The 15,426-nt window shown below is 70.9% G+C and carries 16 protein-coding genes; 9 read left to right on the top strand and 7 right to left on the bottom strand.

Annotated features, from left to right (window positions below):
- Nucleotides 1-105 precede the first annotated feature (105 nt).
- Nucleotides 106-951 carry a PP2C family protein-serine/threonine phosphatase gene (locus B0I31_RS28170; RefSeq protein ID WP_106618404.1) on the top strand — a complete coding sequence of 282 codons (846 nt, stop codon included), beginning with the start codon at nt 106-108 and terminating at the stop codon, nt 949-951.
- Nucleotides 952-984: 33 nt separating this feature from the next.
- Here B0I31_RS28170 and B0I31_RS28165 read toward each other — a convergent pair whose 3' ends face one another.
- Nucleotides 985-1,251, bottom strand: a complete 267-nt coding sequence (locus B0I31_RS28165; protein ID WP_106618403.1) for a hypothetical protein — start codon at nt 1,249-1,251, stop codon at nt 985-987.
- A gap of 155 nt (nt 1,252-1,406) precedes the next feature.
- Here B0I31_RS28165 and B0I31_RS28160 point away from each other — a divergent pair, with 155 nt between their 5' ends.
- Nucleotides 1,407-2,282: a helix-turn-helix domain-containing protein gene (locus B0I31_RS28160; RefSeq protein WP_219910833.1), complete on the top strand. Its 876-nt coding sequence runs from the start codon at nt 1,407-1,409 to the stop codon at nt 2,280-2,282.
- The gene (locus B0I31_RS42700; RefSeq protein WP_106618402.1) at nt 2,279-2,452 is read left to right on the top strand and encodes a DUF397 domain-containing protein; all 174 of its coding nucleotides are present in this window, start codon (nt 2,279-2,281) and stop codon (nt 2,450-2,452) included. The genes B0I31_RS28160 and B0I31_RS42700 overlap by 4 nt, the downstream gene beginning before the upstream one ends.
- Before the next feature lie 48 nt (nt 2,453-2,500).
- On the opposite strand, the gene B0I31_RS28150 is transcribed toward B0I31_RS42700, so the two are convergent.
- Complete coding sequence (locus B0I31_RS28150) at nt 2,501-3,541, bottom strand: serine hydrolase (RefSeq protein ID WP_245950494.1); 1,041 nt, start codon at nt 3,539-3,541, stop codon at nt 2,501-2,503.
- Between the two features lie 100 nt (nt 3,542-3,641).
- Between B0I31_RS28150 and B0I31_RS28145 the strand changes: the two genes are divergently transcribed.
- The gene (locus tag B0I31_RS28145) at nt 3,642-4,349 is read left to right on the top strand and encodes an SDR family oxidoreductase (RefSeq protein WP_106618400.1); all 708 of its coding nucleotides are present in this window, start codon (nt 3,642-3,644) and stop codon (nt 4,347-4,349) included.
- Here B0I31_RS28145 and B0I31_RS28140 read toward each other — a convergent pair.
- Nucleotides 4,303-4,626, bottom strand: a complete 324-nt coding sequence (locus B0I31_RS28140) for a hypothetical protein (RefSeq protein ID WP_106618399.1) — start codon at nt 4,624-4,626, stop codon at nt 4,303-4,305. The two genes, B0I31_RS28145 and B0I31_RS28140, sit on opposite strands and share 47 nt — an antisense overlap.
- Before the next feature lie 290 nt (nt 4,627-4,916).
- Here B0I31_RS28140 and B0I31_RS28135 point away from each other — a divergent pair, with 290 nt between their 5' ends.
- Entirely contained in the window at nt 4,917-5,648 is a 732-nt protein-coding gene (locus tag B0I31_RS28135) for a maleylpyruvate isomerase family mycothiol-dependent enzyme (protein ID WP_106618398.1), read from the top strand.
- 279 nt (nt 5,649-5,927) lie between these two features.
- On the opposite strand, the gene B0I31_RS28130 is transcribed toward B0I31_RS28135, so the two are convergent.
- Nucleotides 5,928-8,756 (bottom strand): glycoside hydrolase family 9 protein, encoded by a 2,829-nt coding sequence (locus B0I31_RS28130; RefSeq protein WP_245950492.1) that lies wholly within the window; start codon nt 8,754-8,756, stop codon nt 5,928-5,930.
- Between the two features lie 440 nt (nt 8,757-9,196).
- Here B0I31_RS28130 and B0I31_RS28125 point away from each other — a divergent pair, with 440 nt between their 5' ends.
- The gene (locus tag B0I31_RS28125; protein WP_106618396.1) at nt 9,197-10,702 is read left to right on the top strand and encodes an alpha/beta fold hydrolase; all 1,506 of its coding nucleotides are present in this window, start codon (nt 9,197-9,199) and stop codon (nt 10,700-10,702) included.
- Here B0I31_RS28125 and B0I31_RS42695 read toward each other — a convergent pair.
- Nucleotides 10,695-10,823 (bottom strand): hypothetical protein, encoded by a 129-nt coding sequence (locus B0I31_RS42695; RefSeq protein ID WP_281262321.1) that lies wholly within the window; start codon nt 10,821-10,823, stop codon nt 10,695-10,697. The genes B0I31_RS28125 and B0I31_RS42695 overlap by 8 nt on opposite strands.
- A 298-nt stretch (nt 10,824-11,121) precedes the next feature.
- Here B0I31_RS42695 and B0I31_RS28115 point away from each other — a divergent pair, with 298 nt between their 5' ends.
- Nucleotides 11,122-12,192, top strand: a complete 1,071-nt coding sequence (locus B0I31_RS28115; RefSeq protein ID WP_106618395.1) for a glycoside hydrolase family 19 protein — start codon at nt 11,122-11,124, stop codon at nt 12,190-12,192.
- Between the two features lie 39 nt (nt 12,193-12,231).
- Here B0I31_RS28115 and B0I31_RS28110 read toward each other — a convergent pair whose 3' ends face one another.
- Complete coding sequence (locus B0I31_RS28110) at nt 12,232-12,822, bottom strand: alpha/beta fold hydrolase (protein WP_106618394.1); 591 nt, start codon at nt 12,820-12,822, stop codon at nt 12,232-12,234.
- 313 nt (nt 12,823-13,135) lie between these two features.
- Between B0I31_RS28110 and B0I31_RS28105 the strand changes: the two genes are divergently transcribed.
- Nucleotides 13,136-13,876 (top strand): lytic polysaccharide monooxygenase, encoded by a 741-nt coding sequence (locus B0I31_RS28105; protein ID WP_106618393.1) that lies wholly within the window; start codon nt 13,136-13,138, stop codon nt 13,874-13,876.
- 83 nt (nt 13,877-13,959) lie between these two features.
- Nucleotides 13,960-14,526 (top strand): DUF305 domain-containing protein, encoded by a 567-nt coding sequence (locus B0I31_RS28100; RefSeq protein WP_106618392.1) that lies wholly within the window; start codon nt 13,960-13,962, stop codon nt 14,524-14,526.
- Here B0I31_RS28100 and B0I31_RS28095 read toward each other — a convergent pair.
- Nucleotides 14,514-15,425: an RluA family pseudouridine synthase gene (locus tag B0I31_RS28095; RefSeq protein ID WP_106618391.1), complete on the bottom strand. Its 912-nt coding sequence runs from the start codon at nt 15,423-15,425 to the stop codon at nt 14,514-14,516. The two genes, B0I31_RS28100 and B0I31_RS28095, sit on opposite strands and share 13 nt — an antisense overlap.
- Nucleotide 15,426: the final 1 nt, after the last annotated feature.

Genomic DNA, 15,426 nt, shown 5'->3' with positions numbered 1-15,426 from the left:
CGGAGGGTCACGGTGCGCACTGGATACATCGCAGCGAGTTGGAATCACCCGACCGCGTCACGCGTCCACCTCCACAGGTGACGGCGGCTGCGCGAAGATCCGACCATGACCGACCCGGCCGACCTCGGCGCGCGCATCCAACCGGGAGTGGCGACCTCCCAAGGCCCGAACCGTCCGCTCAACGCCGACGCCCACGCCCGGCACTGGTACCGCGGCACGTTCGCCGCGGCGGTGGTGGACGGGATCGGCTCGACACCGGAGGTCGCCGACTTCGCCCGCACCACCGCGGCCGTCGCCGCGCGCATGGCCGCCCGCCAGACACCCGTGCTCGGCGTCGCCGCAGCCGCGGCACCTTATGCCGACCTGGACGACGACAGCACCGAGCCCGGCGGTGCGATCGTCGTGGCCTCGGTCCGGGCGGGTGAGGACTGGCGCATCGCCTACGCCGGTGACAGCTCGGCCTACGGCCTCAAGGACGACGGAACACTGCGCCGCTTCACGACCCCGCACACCCTCGGCGAAGAACTGCGGCAACAAGGCGTCCCCGACGCCGAGGCCGCCGCCCACGACCACAAGCTGCGCCACCACCTCGGCCGCGTCCCGCTCTACGGCGTCGAGGGCTTCGAGGCGAACGCCCGGCTGCTGGTCCTCGCGTCCGATGGCCTGAAGCTGCCCCACGACGAGTTGCGGGCACTGCTCCTCGAACACGGCGACGACCCGCAACGGTGCGCCGAGGAACTGCACGCCGCGGCACGCGCGCGCGGCAGCCGTGACGACGTCACGGTCCTGGTCATCCCCCACCCCGACCGCCCTGCGACCACTCATGTCACGAACGAGAGGAACGACCATGGCGAACGCGGACCAGAAGAACCCCCACGACCCGCAGAACCCGCCCGCGGACGAGAGCCCGACGCAGGAAATCCCGAAGGTGCCGTCGAAGTAGTCGCCTGACGAGCCGGGTGGCGGACCGCGCCACCCGGCCTCCTAGCGGAGCCACACCAGGTGCGTCCGGCGCGTGCCGGCCGAGCGTGAGCTGAGTTCGAACAGGGCGCGGGCGTTCTCGGGGCTGCGGGAGCTGAGGCGGAAGCCGCCTTCCACACCGCTGACCTCGGCTCGGTCCTCGAACGCGACGCCGTAACCGGCCACGCGCACGCTTTCCCGTTCGCCGTACTCCTCCACGATCGCGAACAGCCGTGGCGCTTCGTCGTGCGCGACTTCTTGCACCAGCTCGGTGAACTCCTGCTCGGTCATGCGTCTTCCTTCGCCCCACTGGTCCAGCCGGTGGTGATTACGCTGCGTCGCCGATACCGTGACTGCCCGCAAGGCTGCCCACATCCGAGGTGGATGGCAAAAAACGCAAAGAGGGGCCTTGCGTTCGCCGCGCAGCATCGAGGAGGACTGTCACCGTGGGCGCGAAGAAGAGCACGCCGACCATCCGACTGCGCAGGTTGGCCGGTCAGCTCAGACGACTTCGCGACGACACCGGCCTGCGCCGGGAGGACGTGGAAGAACGGACCGGCCTGCACGCCACCACCCTCTACCGCATCGAGACGGCACGGTCGCGCCCGCAGTTCCGGACCTTCGACATGCTGCTCAAGCTGTACGGAGTCCCCACGGACGAACAGCTCCGCTTGAAGGCGCTCTACAAGCAGTCGGCGGGAGAAGGCTGGATCCAGCCGTGGCACGAGGATCTGCGCGAGGAGTACACGACCTACATCAGCTTCGAGCGTGAGGCGCATGGCGTCCGCAACTACGCGGGGATGTTCATCCCGGGCCTGCTCCAGACCGAGGACTACGCGCGGGCTATGGTATGCGGAGTTTTGTATACAGTAGACAAAGTGCAGGTCGAGGGCCGGGTGAGGGCTCGGATGGAGCGACAGGCGCTCCTGACCAAGGAGCGGCCGCTCAAGCTCTGGGCGATCATCGACGAGGCCGCGCTGCACTACGAGGTGGGTGGACCGGAGGTCATGCGGGCGCAGCTCGGGCACCTGCTCGAAGCGGCCACGGCTCCGGACACGACGATCCAGGTCGTCCCGTTCAGCGCAGGTGCCCATCTCGGTATGCCGGGCCAGTTCGTCATCCTGGACTTCGATGATCCACTGGACACCGACTTGGTCTACATCGACAGCCAGGCCGGTGAGATATTTTTGGAGTCTGACTCCGACATTGAGCGCTTCCGGGACAACTTCGATCACCTGGTGGCGGTGGCCAAGAGCCCTGACGACTCGGTCAAGCTGATCGCCGAGATCGCCAACCGTCAGGGACGAAGGAGGTTCGGGTGACTGTGGCCTGGCGCAAGAGCAGCTACAGCGGGGATGGCGAAGCCTGCGTCGAAGTGGCACCCGTGGGGGAGGGAGTCGCCACGAGGGACTCCAAGAACCCCGCAGGACCGACGCTGTCCTTCCCGATGGGGGAGTGGCGGAAGTTCCTGGCCGGCCTCAAGGACTCCTGACAACGGTGGAGCCCGCCCCGACAGCACGGGCGGGCTCCACCGTTGTGGTCAGCCGCCGTTGCTCGGCCGGTACGGCTGGGCGCGGTAGGTGCGCGGGGTGTTCGCGGTGATCCGCAGGACCGAGTCGTACAGCGTCCGGCCCAGGGCGGCGCGGGCGCGCAGGGCCGGGTGGGTGGCGCTGTAGTTGTCGGCGTTGGCCGCCTGGTCGCCGGCGAACTGGCCCGAGGCGAACAGCGCGAACGTGATGATCGGCTTGCCCGCCGCGTCGAAGACGATCCCGGCCTCGTTGCGGCCGTCGTTGAACCAGCCCGCCTTCGTCGCCACGTTCAACCGCTCCGCCGACGACAGGTTGAGCCGGACGCCGTCCGTGAACGACGTCAACGACCGCAGCACCTTCAGCAGGTGCTCGGTGGACGCCGGCGACAGCAGCTCACCCGCCGCGAGCCTGCGCAGCAGCGTGAACGTCTCCCGGGGCGTGGTGGTGCCCAGGAAGAACCGGTTCGGGTTGGCGACCGGCACGACCTGCGTGTGCACGAATCCCTTGGAGCGCAGGATCTCGTTCAGCTCCAACGCGGGCACGACCAGGCCGCACAGCCGCACGGCCGTGTTGTCCGACACCGTCAGCAACGCCGCCAGCGCGTGCCCGACCGTCACCGAACTCGGGTACGCGCCGTCCAGCCCGAAGATGCCGTCCGTGTCCTGGATGACGATGGCCTGCGTGACGTCGACCCGCTGGTCCAGCGTGACCAGGCCACGGTCGACCTTGTCCAGCACGGCCACCGCGACCGCGATCTTGTTCACGCTGTACGCCTCGACCACGCGGTCGGCCTGGTCCTCGACGGCGGGCTTCACCGTGCCGTCCGGGTCGGCCACGCCGATGTAGGACGACCACGTGCCACGCGCGCGCGACACCAGCGCGGAATACTTCCACGCGATCTTGCGGCGTGCCTGGTCGGCCGTCGTCGGGATCAACGCGTCCCACTCCGCCTCGGTGGTCTGCGCCTGGGCCGTGCCGGCGGTCGAACCGAGCACGGCGCTCGCCGCCGCGACCGAACCGAGCCCCAGCGCGAACCTGCGGTTGATGTTCATGTGCCCCCAATCATGCGGATACTCCCCTGAAGACGCCACGGACGGCTCAACTGTTGCTCCGATCCGGTGATTTGGATCTAACCAGCGGTAACCTCCGGGCATGGCACAAGGGGTGTTCCTGGTGACGGGCGCCAGCCGTGGCATCGGCGCGGCGACCGCACGGATGGCCGCCGAAGCGGGGTACCGGCTGGTCCTGACCGCGCGGGACACGGCGTCGCTGGCGGAACCCGCGGCCCGGCTCGGCGGACCGGACCGGGTCTGGGTGGCCTCGTGCGACGTGCGGGAGTACGACCAGGTCGCGGCCCTGGTGGGGCGGGTCGAGGAGGAGTGGGGGAGCCTCGACGTGGTGTTCGCCAACGCGGGCACGAGCGTGACCACGTCGTTCACCTCGACCGCCGGCGCGCCGCCCGCCGAGTGGAGCGACATGGTGCTGACCAACGTGTGCGGCCCCGCGTTCACCGCGCGGGCGGCGATGCCCGCCTTGATGCGCCACGCCGGGCACCTGGTGCTGACCGGGTCGGCGGCCGGGCGCGGTGTGCGGCCGGGGAACCTCTACTCGGCGACGAAGTGGGCGGTGACGGGGCTGGCGCAGGCGATCCGGGCCGAGTGCGTCGGCACGGGCGTCCGCGTCACGCTGGTGCAGCCGGGCCTGACCGACACCGGCGGCATCCCGCCGTCGCGCGCCGGCGACCCGAAGCTCGCGCCCGAGGACGTGGCCCGCGCCGTGCTGTACGCGGTGAGCCAGCCCTCGCACGTGGACGTCAACGAGATCCTGGTGCGCCCGGTGGGCCAGGACGCCTACCGGTGAGCCCCGACCCGGCCGAGCGCAACGCGGCCAGCACCTCCGGTGACGCGTCGAGCGTGTAGGGAGCGCCGAGCAGCAGCAGGTCGGCGGCCACGTGCTCGATCGCGTCCGCGCCCAACCGCACCCGGCACGTCCGGTCGTCGACCGGCTCCACCCGGCCGGGCAACGCCACCACCAGCCGTGACCGGACCACGTCCGCGAGCGCGTCGACCACCGCCGTGCACGTGTACCGGCAAGGGGCGGTGGTCAGCGCACGCGCAGCCCGCGTGAACGCGACCACCTCGTGGTCCCGGCGCGCCCAGCGCCGCCGGGTCGGACACCGGCCTGTCCACCGACATCACCGCGATCGCCTCCCGCACCGCCGCGATCCGCCGCCGAAGCCGGTGGTGCCGTCCACCGGGTAGCCCGGCTCGCACCTGCGAACGGCTGCGTGACGACCCGACCTGGCACGTCGAGGCTCGGCCCGCCGGGCACAACGTGCTGCGTGACGCGCCGGAGCGGTTCCTGGCGGCGCTGAAGTCCGCAAGTCGGGATAAGCCGAAGATCGGCGGCACCGCCTAGCGTGGACGGATGAAGGTCCACGACATGCTCGTTGAAGAGCGGCGGCGGATGGCGGACCTCCTCGACGGGTTGGACGCCGGCCAACTGGCCACGCCCAGCCTCTCGGCGGGGTGGACCGTGCACGACATCGGCGCGCACCTGATCACGTACCTCAAGTTCGGCCAGCTCAAGCTGTACTGGGGCATCGTGTCCATGGCGGCCGACTTCGACCGGCTCAACCGGGAGCTCACCGCCAAGGCGGCCCGGATGCCCACCCCGGAGATCACGGCGCGGCTGCGGCGGTGGTCGACGTCGAAGACCACGATCCCGCGGTCGGGTTACGACCCGGTGCTGGCCGACATCCTGTTGCACGACTACGACGTCCGCCTGCCGCTGGGGATCGAGCGGGACATGCCGGAGGACCGGCTGTGGGTGGCGTTCCAGCACCTGGCGGCCAAGCCGTCACCGGGTTACGCGATGGGGTCCCGGCTGGCGGGGCTGCGGCTGGAGGCCGTGGACACCGGTTGGGCGTCCGGCAGCGGCGCGGTGGTGCGCGGGGAGGCCGAGTCGTTGGTGCTGGCGATGAGCGGCCGTGCGGTCGGGCTCGACGCGTTGGACGGCGACGGCGTGCCGCTGCTGCGGGAACGCGTCGCCTCGCCGCCGCCGCGCGGCCCGTTGGAGCGGCTGAAGACCGTGGTCAAGGTCGTGGTCGACCCACCACCCCCGGACCGCCGCTCCCGCGACGCCGCCGCCAACCCCTGACCCAACCGCGAGAGTCCAACGTTCGCGGCTCGAGAGTCCAACGTTCGCGAGCCCTGAGTTCAACATTCGGCAGACCGGCCGGTATGCCGAATGTTGAACTCAGGGTGCCTGAGCGTTGGACTCTCGCGCCCTGAGCGTTGGACTCTCGCGCGCTGAGCGTTGGACTCTCGCGGTGTGGGCGTTGGACTCTCGGGGGAAATGGAGCGGTGGCGGGCTCCGTGGGGAGCCCGCCACCGGTCACTTGGTCGGTCCGTGGTGCCGGACCGGCCGATCAGGGAGTCACCCCACCGTGCAGGGGTTCCCGTTCACCCGGAAGTCGGTCGGCTGAGCCGTCGAGCCCGACCCGGAGGAGTTGAACCCGATGCTGACCGAGGCGTTGGGCGCCACGGTGCGGTTCCACGACACGTTCGTCGCGGAGGCCGCCTGACCCGACTGCGCCCACGTGGCCGACCAGCCCTGCGTGATCTTCTGGTTGCCCGGCATGGTGAACTCCAGCTTCCAGCCGTTCCACGGCTGGGTGCTGCTGTTCGTCACGGTGATGTTCGCCGACATGCCCGTGGACCAGGTCGAGGCGCGCCAGACCACCTTGCAGTAGCCCGCCACCACGTCCGGCTTGGTCCGCACGTCCACCTGCGGCGACATGGCCGAACGCAGGTTCGCGCCGTTCTTCGCCACCACGGTGAACTTGTAGGCCGTGTCCGGACGCAGCCCGGTCAGCGTCGCCGACGGGCTGGTGACCGTGGCGACCACGCGCAGCGCGTCACCCTCGACGGAGATGACGTCGTACTCCTTGACGCCGCTCTCCGGGTCGGCCGACGCGGTCCACGTCAGCTTCGCGCCCGTCGTGGTGATGTCGGACGCCACCGGCGTGCCCGGGGTGGACGGCGCCGTGGTGTCGACCGGCGGCGCGGTCGTGATCTTCTCCGCCGCCCAGTTGGCGATCCACGTGAACGCGGAGTTCCAGTTGACCGTGACCTCGTTGACCGAGTACGCCTCGATGTGGTCGACGAAGCACTTCTGCGCCTTGCAGCCGGTGAGCAGACGCGCCGCGATCGGGTCCTGCAGCGCGCTGTTCGGGCCGCCCGAGAGCGCGCCCGGCGGCGCGGTCGGCAAGGTCGGCTCCAGCTGGTTGGCCCAGTGCCGGTGGTGCACGTTCTTCACCGGCTGCTCGCCGTAGCCCGAGACGTACGAGTACGACATCGGGTTGCGGCCGAGCAGGTAGTTCAGGCCCTGGAACACGCCCTCGCGGTACTTGGCGGCGCCGGTGAAGTCGTGCGCCAGCGCCAGCACCGAGATGTTGTTCGCGATCAGGCCGTTGGAACCCCAGTCGTAGCCCTCGGTCGGGCGGTACGGCGCGGGGTAGCCCTGGGTCGACATCTGCGACAGGTGCGCGTCCGCGACCGCCGTGAACGCCGACTTGATCGCCGTGATGTCCGCGGCGGGCAGGCCGTTGGGCACGAGGGCCAGCGTGATGTCGCCCAGCGGGCCGGTGGAACCCCAGTCGTAGCCGCGGGCGTTGATGCTCTTGCCCTTGAAGTGCGTCGACGACGTGAGGTCGCTGCGGTAGGAGGACTCACCGGTGGTGGTGAACATCTCCGCCGCGGCCCAGTAGAACTCGTCGGTCAGCGTCGAGTCGCTGTAGGAGCCACCGCCGGTGCCGTCGTTCGGGTCGGCGATCTTGTTCGGGTTCGCCTTCGCCGCCGCGTACGCCTTGGTGGCCGCCGCGAGCGCCTTCGCCGAGAACGCCGGGTCGATCGTCTTCCAGATGCGGGCCGCCTGCGCCGCCACGGCCGCCGTGTTCAGCGTCGCGGCCGTGCTGGTCGCCGACAGCCGCCGGGCCTGCGGGTCCTGGTGGGGAAGCAGCGGCAGGCCGGTCCAGTTCTGGTCGTGGATCTTGTGGTGCACCATGCCGTCGGGCGCCTGCATCTTCAGCAGGAACTCGACCTCCCAGCGCGCCTCGTCCAGGATGTCCGGCACCCCGTTGGCCTTCTCCGGGATGTTCAGCTTGCCGTCGCCCAGCGGGGCCGGGTCGCCGATCCGCACCGCGCGCTCGTAGGTGTTGAGCACCTGCCACGCCGAGATGCCGCCGTTGACGACGTACTTGCCGTGGTCGCCCGCGTCGTACCAGCCGCCGCGCACGTCCAGCGTGTAGCCGCACGAGATGGTCGCGAGGCAGGGCACGTTGTTGTCACCCTGGTTCGGCGCCACGTTGAGGTGGCCGGCGGGACGCGCGTACTGCTCGCCCACGTACTGCGCCTCGATCGGGATGCCGCTGCGGTTGTGGTAGAAGTACGCCAGCGCGTCGTAGCGCATCTTCTTGAGCTCGTCCGTCGCGATGTCGAACGGGAAGCTCGTCTCGGTGCCCACGGTGAGCGTGTAGCCGGCGCCCGCCGTGTCGAACGACGAGAAGTCGATCAGGTGCGTCGAGTCGCCCGACTCGGGGTCGACGGACCCGCGCGGCACGGTCGTACCGGTCGCCACCGTGGTGCCGGCGGAGTTCTTCAGCACCCACTGCTGCGCGACCGTGGCGTCGGAGGTCAGCGTCGCCTGCTTGGGCAGGCCCGGCACGTAGGCGACCTGGTTGACGTTGATCTTCTTCGCCGGGGTGGCCGGGTCACCGCCCGGCGGCTTCACGCCACCGATCAGCGAGACGTTGTCCACGCAGACCGTCGTGTCGGCCGCCTGCGCGCCCAGGTGGAACGTCACCTGGCCGGGACCCGCGTCCGGGAAGTCCAGCTCCGAGGTGAACGTGAAGGTGAAGCGCTGCTTGGTCGTGGTCAGCGCGATGTCGTGCTTGGCGATCTGCCGGTAGGGGCTGACGCCCTCACCGGCCACCGCCGCCGCCGGCCGGGCGACCGAGGCGTAGGCGTCGAACGACATCGTGTAGGACTGGCCTGCCTCGAACGGCACGCCGTTCTGGCCGATCAGCGAGTCCCACGGGTTGACCGTGCCGCCGGTGACCGTGGCGCACAGCTCACCGTTCGTGACCCGGTTCGACACGCCGGCGCTGGCCCACCACGGGTCGGCCGAGCCGTTGCTGAACGAGCCGTTGACCAGCCGTTCGTACTCGGCTGCGTGGGCCGTACCCGACGCTAGCGCGCCGCTCACCGCCACTAGTGCGAGGGCTGCGGTGGCCTGGCGGCGCCACCGGGGAGAAGGAAGCGATCTCATGGACTTGGGTCTCCTCCGTCTGCTCTGACGGTTGACGACGCTTCTGGGAGCGCTCCCTGGGAGCGCTCCCAGGACTCTAGAGTGACTCGTCGCACATTCACAACCCTGGATTTGACCTCAGGTTAACTGGAGGTCACCGAGTGTGAGCGTTAACTCCGGTCGCTCCCAGCGGGTGCGGGTGCGCATGAGGCGTTCGACGGAGTTCGATGAGATGAGCGCCGCCTTCGTGGAGGCGCAGTGGCGGACACCCTCCGAGATCGGGCGCCGACGCGGTGGGACACGCGCGGCCCGCCGAAGGGACCGGGCGGCGGTGGCCGCTTCGACCACTCGGATCAAGCCCGGGGGAGCGGTGGCCACGCGCGGACTACGGTGATCGGGTGACCGAGCGGATCGTGCGTGCCAACGGCGCCGACCTGTGCGTGGAGACCTTCGGCACGCCCGCCGATCCGGCGGTGCTGCTGGTCGCCGGCGCGACCGGGTCGATGCTGTCGTGGGCCGACGGGTTCTGCGCGCGGCTGGCGGACGGCGGGCGGTACGTCATCCGGTACGACCACCGCGACACCGGGCGGTCGGTGACCTACCCGCCGGGCGAGCCGGGCTACGGGTTCCACGACCTGGCCGCGGACGCGGTCGGCGTGCTCGACGCCCTGGCGGTGCCCCGGGCGAACGTCGTCGGCATCTCCATGGGCGGCGGCCTCGCCCAGCTCCTCGCGCTGGACTTCGCCGACCGGGTGGCGTCGCTGACCTTGATCGCGAGCAGCCCGGCCGGGCCCAACGCGCCCGACCTGCCGCCCATGGCGCCCGCGCTGCTGGAGCACTTCGCCGCCGGCGCGCCGCCCGCGCCCGACTGGACCGACCGCGCGGCCGTGGTGGAGCACCTGGTGGCGGCGGGACGACCCTACGCCGGACCTCGGCCGGTGGACGTGGACGCGGCGCGTGCGACAGCGGGCCGGGTGTTCGACCGGGCAACGGACATCGCGTCGAGCGCCAACCACTTCCAGGCGGGCGGCGGCGAGTCGTGGCGGTCCCGGTTGGGCACGATCGAGGTGCCGACGCTGGTCCTGCACGGCGACGTGGACCCGCTGACCCCGCCGGGGCACGGCGAGGCGTTGGCGCGGGAGATCCCCGGCGCGCGGCTGCTGCTCATGGAGGACACCGGGCACGAGCTGCCGCCGGGCGTGTGGGACGTGGTGGTCCCGGCGATCGTCGAGCACACCGGCGTGGCCGAGCCGGGGCGGGACGAGGTGCTCGCGCGGATCCGGTGGCTCGGCTCGGTCGACACGAGCACGGCGTTCGAGGACCTCTACGCCGCCGCGGCCCGCGACGAGGTGGACGTGCCGTGGGACCGGGAAGAACCGCACCGGCTGATCCTCGACCGCTTCAAGGACGTGGATGGCACGGGCAAGCGCGCGCTCGTCGTCGGCGCCGGGTACGGGCACGACGCCGGTTTCCTGGCAGGCCTGGGTTTCGACACCCTCGGGTTCGACGTCTCGCCGACCGCGGTGGGCGTGGCGCGGGAGCGGTTCCCGGCCCCGCGGTTCGAGGTGGCCGACGTGCTCGACCCGCCCGCCGAGTGGTCCGGCGCCTTCGACGTGGTGGTGGAGGTGCTGATCGCCCAGTCGCTGCCCGCCGGCGTGCGGCCCACGGCCATCGCGAACGTGCGCCGGTTCGTCGCGCCCGGCGGCACGCTCGTCCTGCTGGCCCTGGCCCGGGACGACGACGAGCCCGAGACCGGGCCGCCGTGGCCGTTGGTGCGCGGGGAGATCGAGTCTTACGCCGGCGACGACCTCCGCGCCGTGCTGATCGACCGCACGGAAAGCCGGTGGTGGGCGGAGTTCCGGCGTGACCGGCCGACCGCGTCGGGTTCCGGCGCGGTCAGCTGATGCCGATGATCGAGGGGTAGCCGTTGAGCACGATCTCGTCGGCCATCATCCGGTACGCCTCCGGGTGGTCGGGCGCCCACGTGGCCGGCCCGTCGACGTAGCGGTTGGCCGCGCAGAACATCGCGGCGATCGGACGAACAGTTGGGTGAAGCGCTCGTCCGGATCGCCGCGTCCAAATCCCCTCCCGTGCGGCGGCCGACCGCGTCAGCCGCAGGCCGCCGGGTCGACCTGGTAGGCCGGGGCGTCCCGCTCGGCGAGCACCGGCGCGCCCCGGCGATGATCGCGCTCTCACGAAACCGCCGGCTCATCCGTCGGTTCGCGGAGCGAAACCGGGTAGCGCTCTTGACTGGTATAGACCATTCCGGTTGAGTTGCCAGCGTCACACGTCCGAGGGCGCTCGAACGGAAAAGAGTGATCTTGTGTCGAGAATCCGCGTAGTGGCGGCGATCGCCGCTTTCGTGGTCGGGGCGGCACTGACCGTCGCGGTGGCCAACACGGCCTCCGCCGCCGCCTGTGCGTCGGCTTGGACCTCGTCGGCCGTCTACACCGGCGGCATGACGGCGTCGCACGCCGGGCGCAACTGGCAGGCCAAGTGGTGGACCCAGAACGAGACCCCCGGCTCGGCCGCGGTCTGGGCCGACCAGGGTGCCTGCGGCGGTGGCACCACGCCTCCGCCGTCCAGCTGCGACCACCCCGCGTGGGTGCAGGGCCAGTGGTACACGGCCGGCAGCATCGTGCGCTACACCGACGGCAAGTACTACATCGCCGAGCACGACAACCCGGGCTACGACCCGACCATCAGCACCTGGTACTGGAACCCGCACACCTGCGGCTCGACTCCGACCACCACGACCAGCACGCCCGTGCCGGGCGGGTTCGTGGTGAGCGAGGCGCAGTTCCGGCAGATGTTCCCGAACCGGAACCCGTTCTACACCTACGCCGGGCTCACGGCCGCGCTCAGCGCGTACCCCGGCTTCGCCAAGACCGGTACGGACACCGTCCGCAAGCAGGAGGCGGCGGCGTTCCTGGCCAACGCCAACCACGAGACCGGCGGCCTGGTCCACATCGTCGAGCAGAACCAGGCGAACTACCCGCACTACTGCGACGCGGGCCAGCCCTACGGCTGCCCCGCCGGCCAGGCGGCCTACTACGGCCGCGGTCCCATCCAGCTCAGCTGGAACTTCAACTACAAGGCGGCGGGCGACGCGCTGGGCCTGCCGCTGCTGACCAACCCGTGGCTGGTGCAGAACGACGCCTCGGTGGCCTGGAAGACCGCTCTCTGGTACTGGAACACCCAGTCCGGCCCCGGCACGATGACCCCGCACAACGCGATGGTCAACGGGCACGGCTTCGGTGAGACGATCCGCAGCATCAACGGGTCGCTGGAGTGCGGCGGGCGCAACCCGGCGCAGGTCCAGAGCCGCGTCGACGCCTACCAGCGGTTCGTCGGCATCCTCGGCGTGCCGGCGGGCAACAACCTGTACTGCTGACCGGTGGGACGGGGGTCGCGCGTCGGCCCCCGTCCCGACTCACTGCTCCAAGTGGGCGAGCACGGCCCACCCGAACGACCCCGGCGACTCCACCCACGGCACGTGACCGGCGCCGGGCAGCACGACCCGCGCCACGTCCGGCAGCGCCTCGGCCAGCGAGTCCGCCGCGCACCGGGACCGCGCGTCCGCCGTGCCGTCCACGATCAACGTCGGCACGGTCAGCCCGCGGCAGCGCGCGAGGAGTTCCCGGTCGTCCCGGTCCGGTCCGCCGCCGGGGACGCAGACCAGCGACGAGACCCGGTCGGGGTGCGCCAACGCGTAGCGCAGCGCGGTGTCCACGCCCCGGGAATGGCCGAGCAGAGCCGCTTCGGGCAGTCCGAAGTGGCTTCTGACGGCGTCGAGGTCGGCGACCGCGCGCGCGGTCGCGTCCGGCGCGTCGGGCGCGGACCTGCTGTCGTCGCGCGGGTCCCAGCGGATCACCCGCACCCGGTCGGCCAGCAGCTCGGCGAGCCCGTCGAACACGTCCCGCGGGCCGGGATCGCCCTGGCACAGCACCAGCGGCTCCCCGTGCCCCAGTTCGGCCGCCCACAACACGCGGCCGTCGTCCGCGATGACCTTGTGCTCCTCCATGGGAACCAGTGTCAGCCAACCACGCGCCGGATCACACCGATCGGGCCAATTGAGTCGACCGCGCCGCGACGAGGGTCGCGGCCGGTCCGGTGGCACCGCCACCGGGATGCGCGTTCACAGTCAGGGGTACGGACGGCTGGACCAGTCGGTTCAGATCCTTGACCCGGATGTCGTTCACGATTATGGTCTAGACCACGTCGCGGTGAGTGACGCACCGTCCCCGGTTCGTCACTGATCGCGTGTTCCGGCCGCCGCGGAAATGGACCCTGCCTTGGAGACCCCGCCAGGGGTCTCCTCCGAAGGAGCTGGACACATGAGCCTGAAACGCAAGCTCGCGGTGGCCCTCGCCGCCGTGGGCATCACCCCGTTCTTCGTCGTGATGTCGGCGGGAACGGCGAGCGCGCACGGCTACATCTCGTCGCCGCCCAGCCGGCAAGCGATGTGCGCGCAAGGACGAGTCTCGAACTGCGGCCCGATCGTCTACGAGCCGCAGAGCGTCGAGGGCCCGAAGGGCCAGAACAACTGCCACGCCGGGCTGAGCCAGTTCGCCCAGCTCAACGACGACAGCCGGGCCTGGCCCACCACCCAGGTGGGCAACAGCGTGACGTTCAACTGGACGCTGACCGCCCGGCACTCCACCAGCACGTGGCAGTACTTCGTCGGCGGCAGCAAGATCGCCGAGTTCAACGACGGCGGTCGCCAGCCCGCGGCCACCGTGACGCACAACGTGGGCCTCGGTGGTCGCACCGGCCGGATCAAGCTGCTGGCCGTCTGGAACATCGCCGACACGCCCATGGCGTTCTACTCGTGCGTCGACCTGCAGGTCGGCTCCGGTGGCGGCACTCCGACCACCACGACCACGCCGACCACCACCTCGCGGCCCACGACGACCACGACGGCGCCCCCGGTGGGCGGCACGTGGGCGCCCAACACCGCGTACTCGGTCGGCTCCCAGGTGAGCTACGGCGGGGTCAACTACCGCTGCATCCAGGCCCACACGTCCCTCGTGGGCTGGGAGCCGCCGAACACCGCGTCGCTGTGGCAGCGGCTCTGATCGGCTGACGCGGTCCGACCGAAGCCCGCCCGCGCCGACCCTGTGACGGCGCGGGCGGGCCGTCCGGCGAAGGAGGACAACCCTTGCGACGCCTCGCAGCCCTGGTGGCCGGTGTGCTCGTGCTGGCCGGTTGCGGCTCCACGACGACGGCGACCCCACCGCCGGTGTCGACCGTGGTGGAGACCGACGAGTTCAACGAGACCGACGTGATGTTCCTCCAGATGACCGTGCCGCACCACCGGGCCGGGCTGGAGATCGTGCGCCTGGCCGAAGACCGGCCCGTGCGCGCGGAGGTCAAGACGCTGGCGGCGGCCATCGAGGTCACTCAGCTGTCCGAAGTGGACTCCATGACGAAGTGGCTGGCGGACTGGGAGCAGCCCGAGACGGCGGGCGACAACCCGCAGCTGCACGCCGGCCACGGTGGTGACCACTCGACCAGCCCGGAGGCCATCGCGGAACTCGCCGCGACCGGTCCCGCCGAGTTCGAGAAGGCGTTCCTGAACCTGCTCATCGGCCACCAGCACAACGCGGTGGCGATGGCGAAGCTGGAGAAGGAAGGCGGCGTGAACCCGCAGGCGAAAGACCTGGCGGAGCGGATCTTCAACTCCCGCACCGCACAGATCGCGCAGATGCTGGGTTACCTGGAGTAGAGGTCCAGTCCGAGGTTGCTGGTGAAGCGACGGTGCTCGCCCGTCACCGGGTCGGTGAACTCGAGCACCTTCGCCAGCAGCTGCAGGGGATCGGTGAAGTCGTCCAGCGGCTTCTCCCGCAGCACGGGGTAGAAGTCGTCGTTGCGGATCGGCACGCCGAGCGAGGCCATGTGCAGGCGCAGCTGGTGCGTGCGGCCGGTGAGGGGCACCAGCCGGTACCGACCCCACCCGTCCCGGTGCTCGACCAGCTCGACCAGCGTCTCGGCGTTCGGCGGCCCGGGCACCTCCTGCGCCGTGATGACGCCCTTGACCTTGACGATCCGGCTGGTCACGCGGGTCGGCAGGGTCAGCGCGGGGTCGTGCGGCGCGATCGCCTCGTACTCCTTGTGCACGGCGCGGTCGGCGAACAGCGTCTGGTACTTGCCGCGCAGGCCCGGTTCGACCACGAACATGACCAGCCCGGCCGTGACGCGGTCCAGCCGGTGGGCGGGGCTCAGGTGCGGCAGCCCGAGGTCGCGGCGCAGCCGGACGAGCGCGGTCTCGACCACGTGCTTGCCGCGCGGGATGGTGGCCAGGAAGTGCGGCTTGTCGACCACCAGGATGGCGTCGTCGCGGTGCACGACCCGGATCTCGAACGGCACCGCCACCTCGTCGGGCAGGTCGCGGTGGAACCACACCGAGCCGCCCGGGGTGAACGCCGCGTCGGGCGCGATCGGTCCGGTGAGGTCGTAGACGCGGCCTTCGGCGAGCATCAGGTCGATCCGCTCGGGCGCCACCCTGGGCAACCGCTCGACCAGGTGGTCGCGAACGGTCGCCCACGGTCCCTCGTCGGGCAATCGCAGACGTGCCGGGTCGAGGCCGTGGCGCTGGTCGAGCGGCGGCCGGAGCTTGCGCCTCATC

This window comes from Saccharothrix carnea (genome assembly GCF_003014735.1).
Lineage (GTDB): Bacteria > Actinomycetota > Actinomycetes > Mycobacteriales > Pseudonocardiaceae > Actinosynnema > Actinosynnema carneum.
The sequence above is the reverse complement of the archived record's forward strand: the minus strand, read 5'-3'. Positions and strand labels throughout refer to the sequence as shown.

Excerpts from the sequence above, each read along its gene's own strand:
- B0I31_RS28170 (WP_106618404.1), top strand. The coding sequence starts at position 106 with ATGACCGACCCGGCCGACCTCGGCGCGCGCATCCAACCGGGAGTGGCG.
- B0I31_RS28165 (WP_106618403.1), bottom strand. The coding sequence starts at position 1,251 with ATGACCGAGCAGGAGTTCACCGAGCTGGTGCAAGAAGTCGCGCACGAC.
- B0I31_RS28150 (WP_245950494.1), bottom strand. The coding sequence starts at position 3,541 with ATGAACATCAACCGCAGGTTCGCGCTGGGGCTCGGTTCGGTCGCGGCG.
- B0I31_RS28145 (WP_106618400.1), top strand. The coding sequence starts at position 3,642 with ATGGCACAAGGGGTGTTCCTGGTGACGGGCGCCAGCCGTGGCATCGGC.
- B0I31_RS28135 (WP_106618398.1), top strand. The coding sequence starts at position 4,917 with ATGAAGGTCCACGACATGCTCGTTGAAGAGCGGCGGCGGATGGCGGAC.
- B0I31_RS42695 (WP_281262321.1), bottom strand. The coding sequence starts at position 10,823 with ATGTTCTGCGCGGCCAACCGCTACGTCGACGGGCCGGCCACGTGGGCG.
- B0I31_RS28110 (WP_106618394.1), bottom strand. The coding sequence starts at position 12,822 with ATGGAGGAGCACAAGGTCATCGCGGACGACGGCCGCGTGTTGTGGGCG.
- B0I31_RS28105 (WP_106618393.1), top strand. The coding sequence starts at position 13,136 with ATGAGCCTGAAACGCAAGCTCGCGGTGGCCCTCGCCGCCGTGGGCATC.
- B0I31_RS28095 (WP_106618391.1), bottom strand. The coding sequence starts at position 15,425 with ATGAGGCGCAAGCTCCGGCCGCCGCTCGACCAGCGCCACGGCCTCGAC.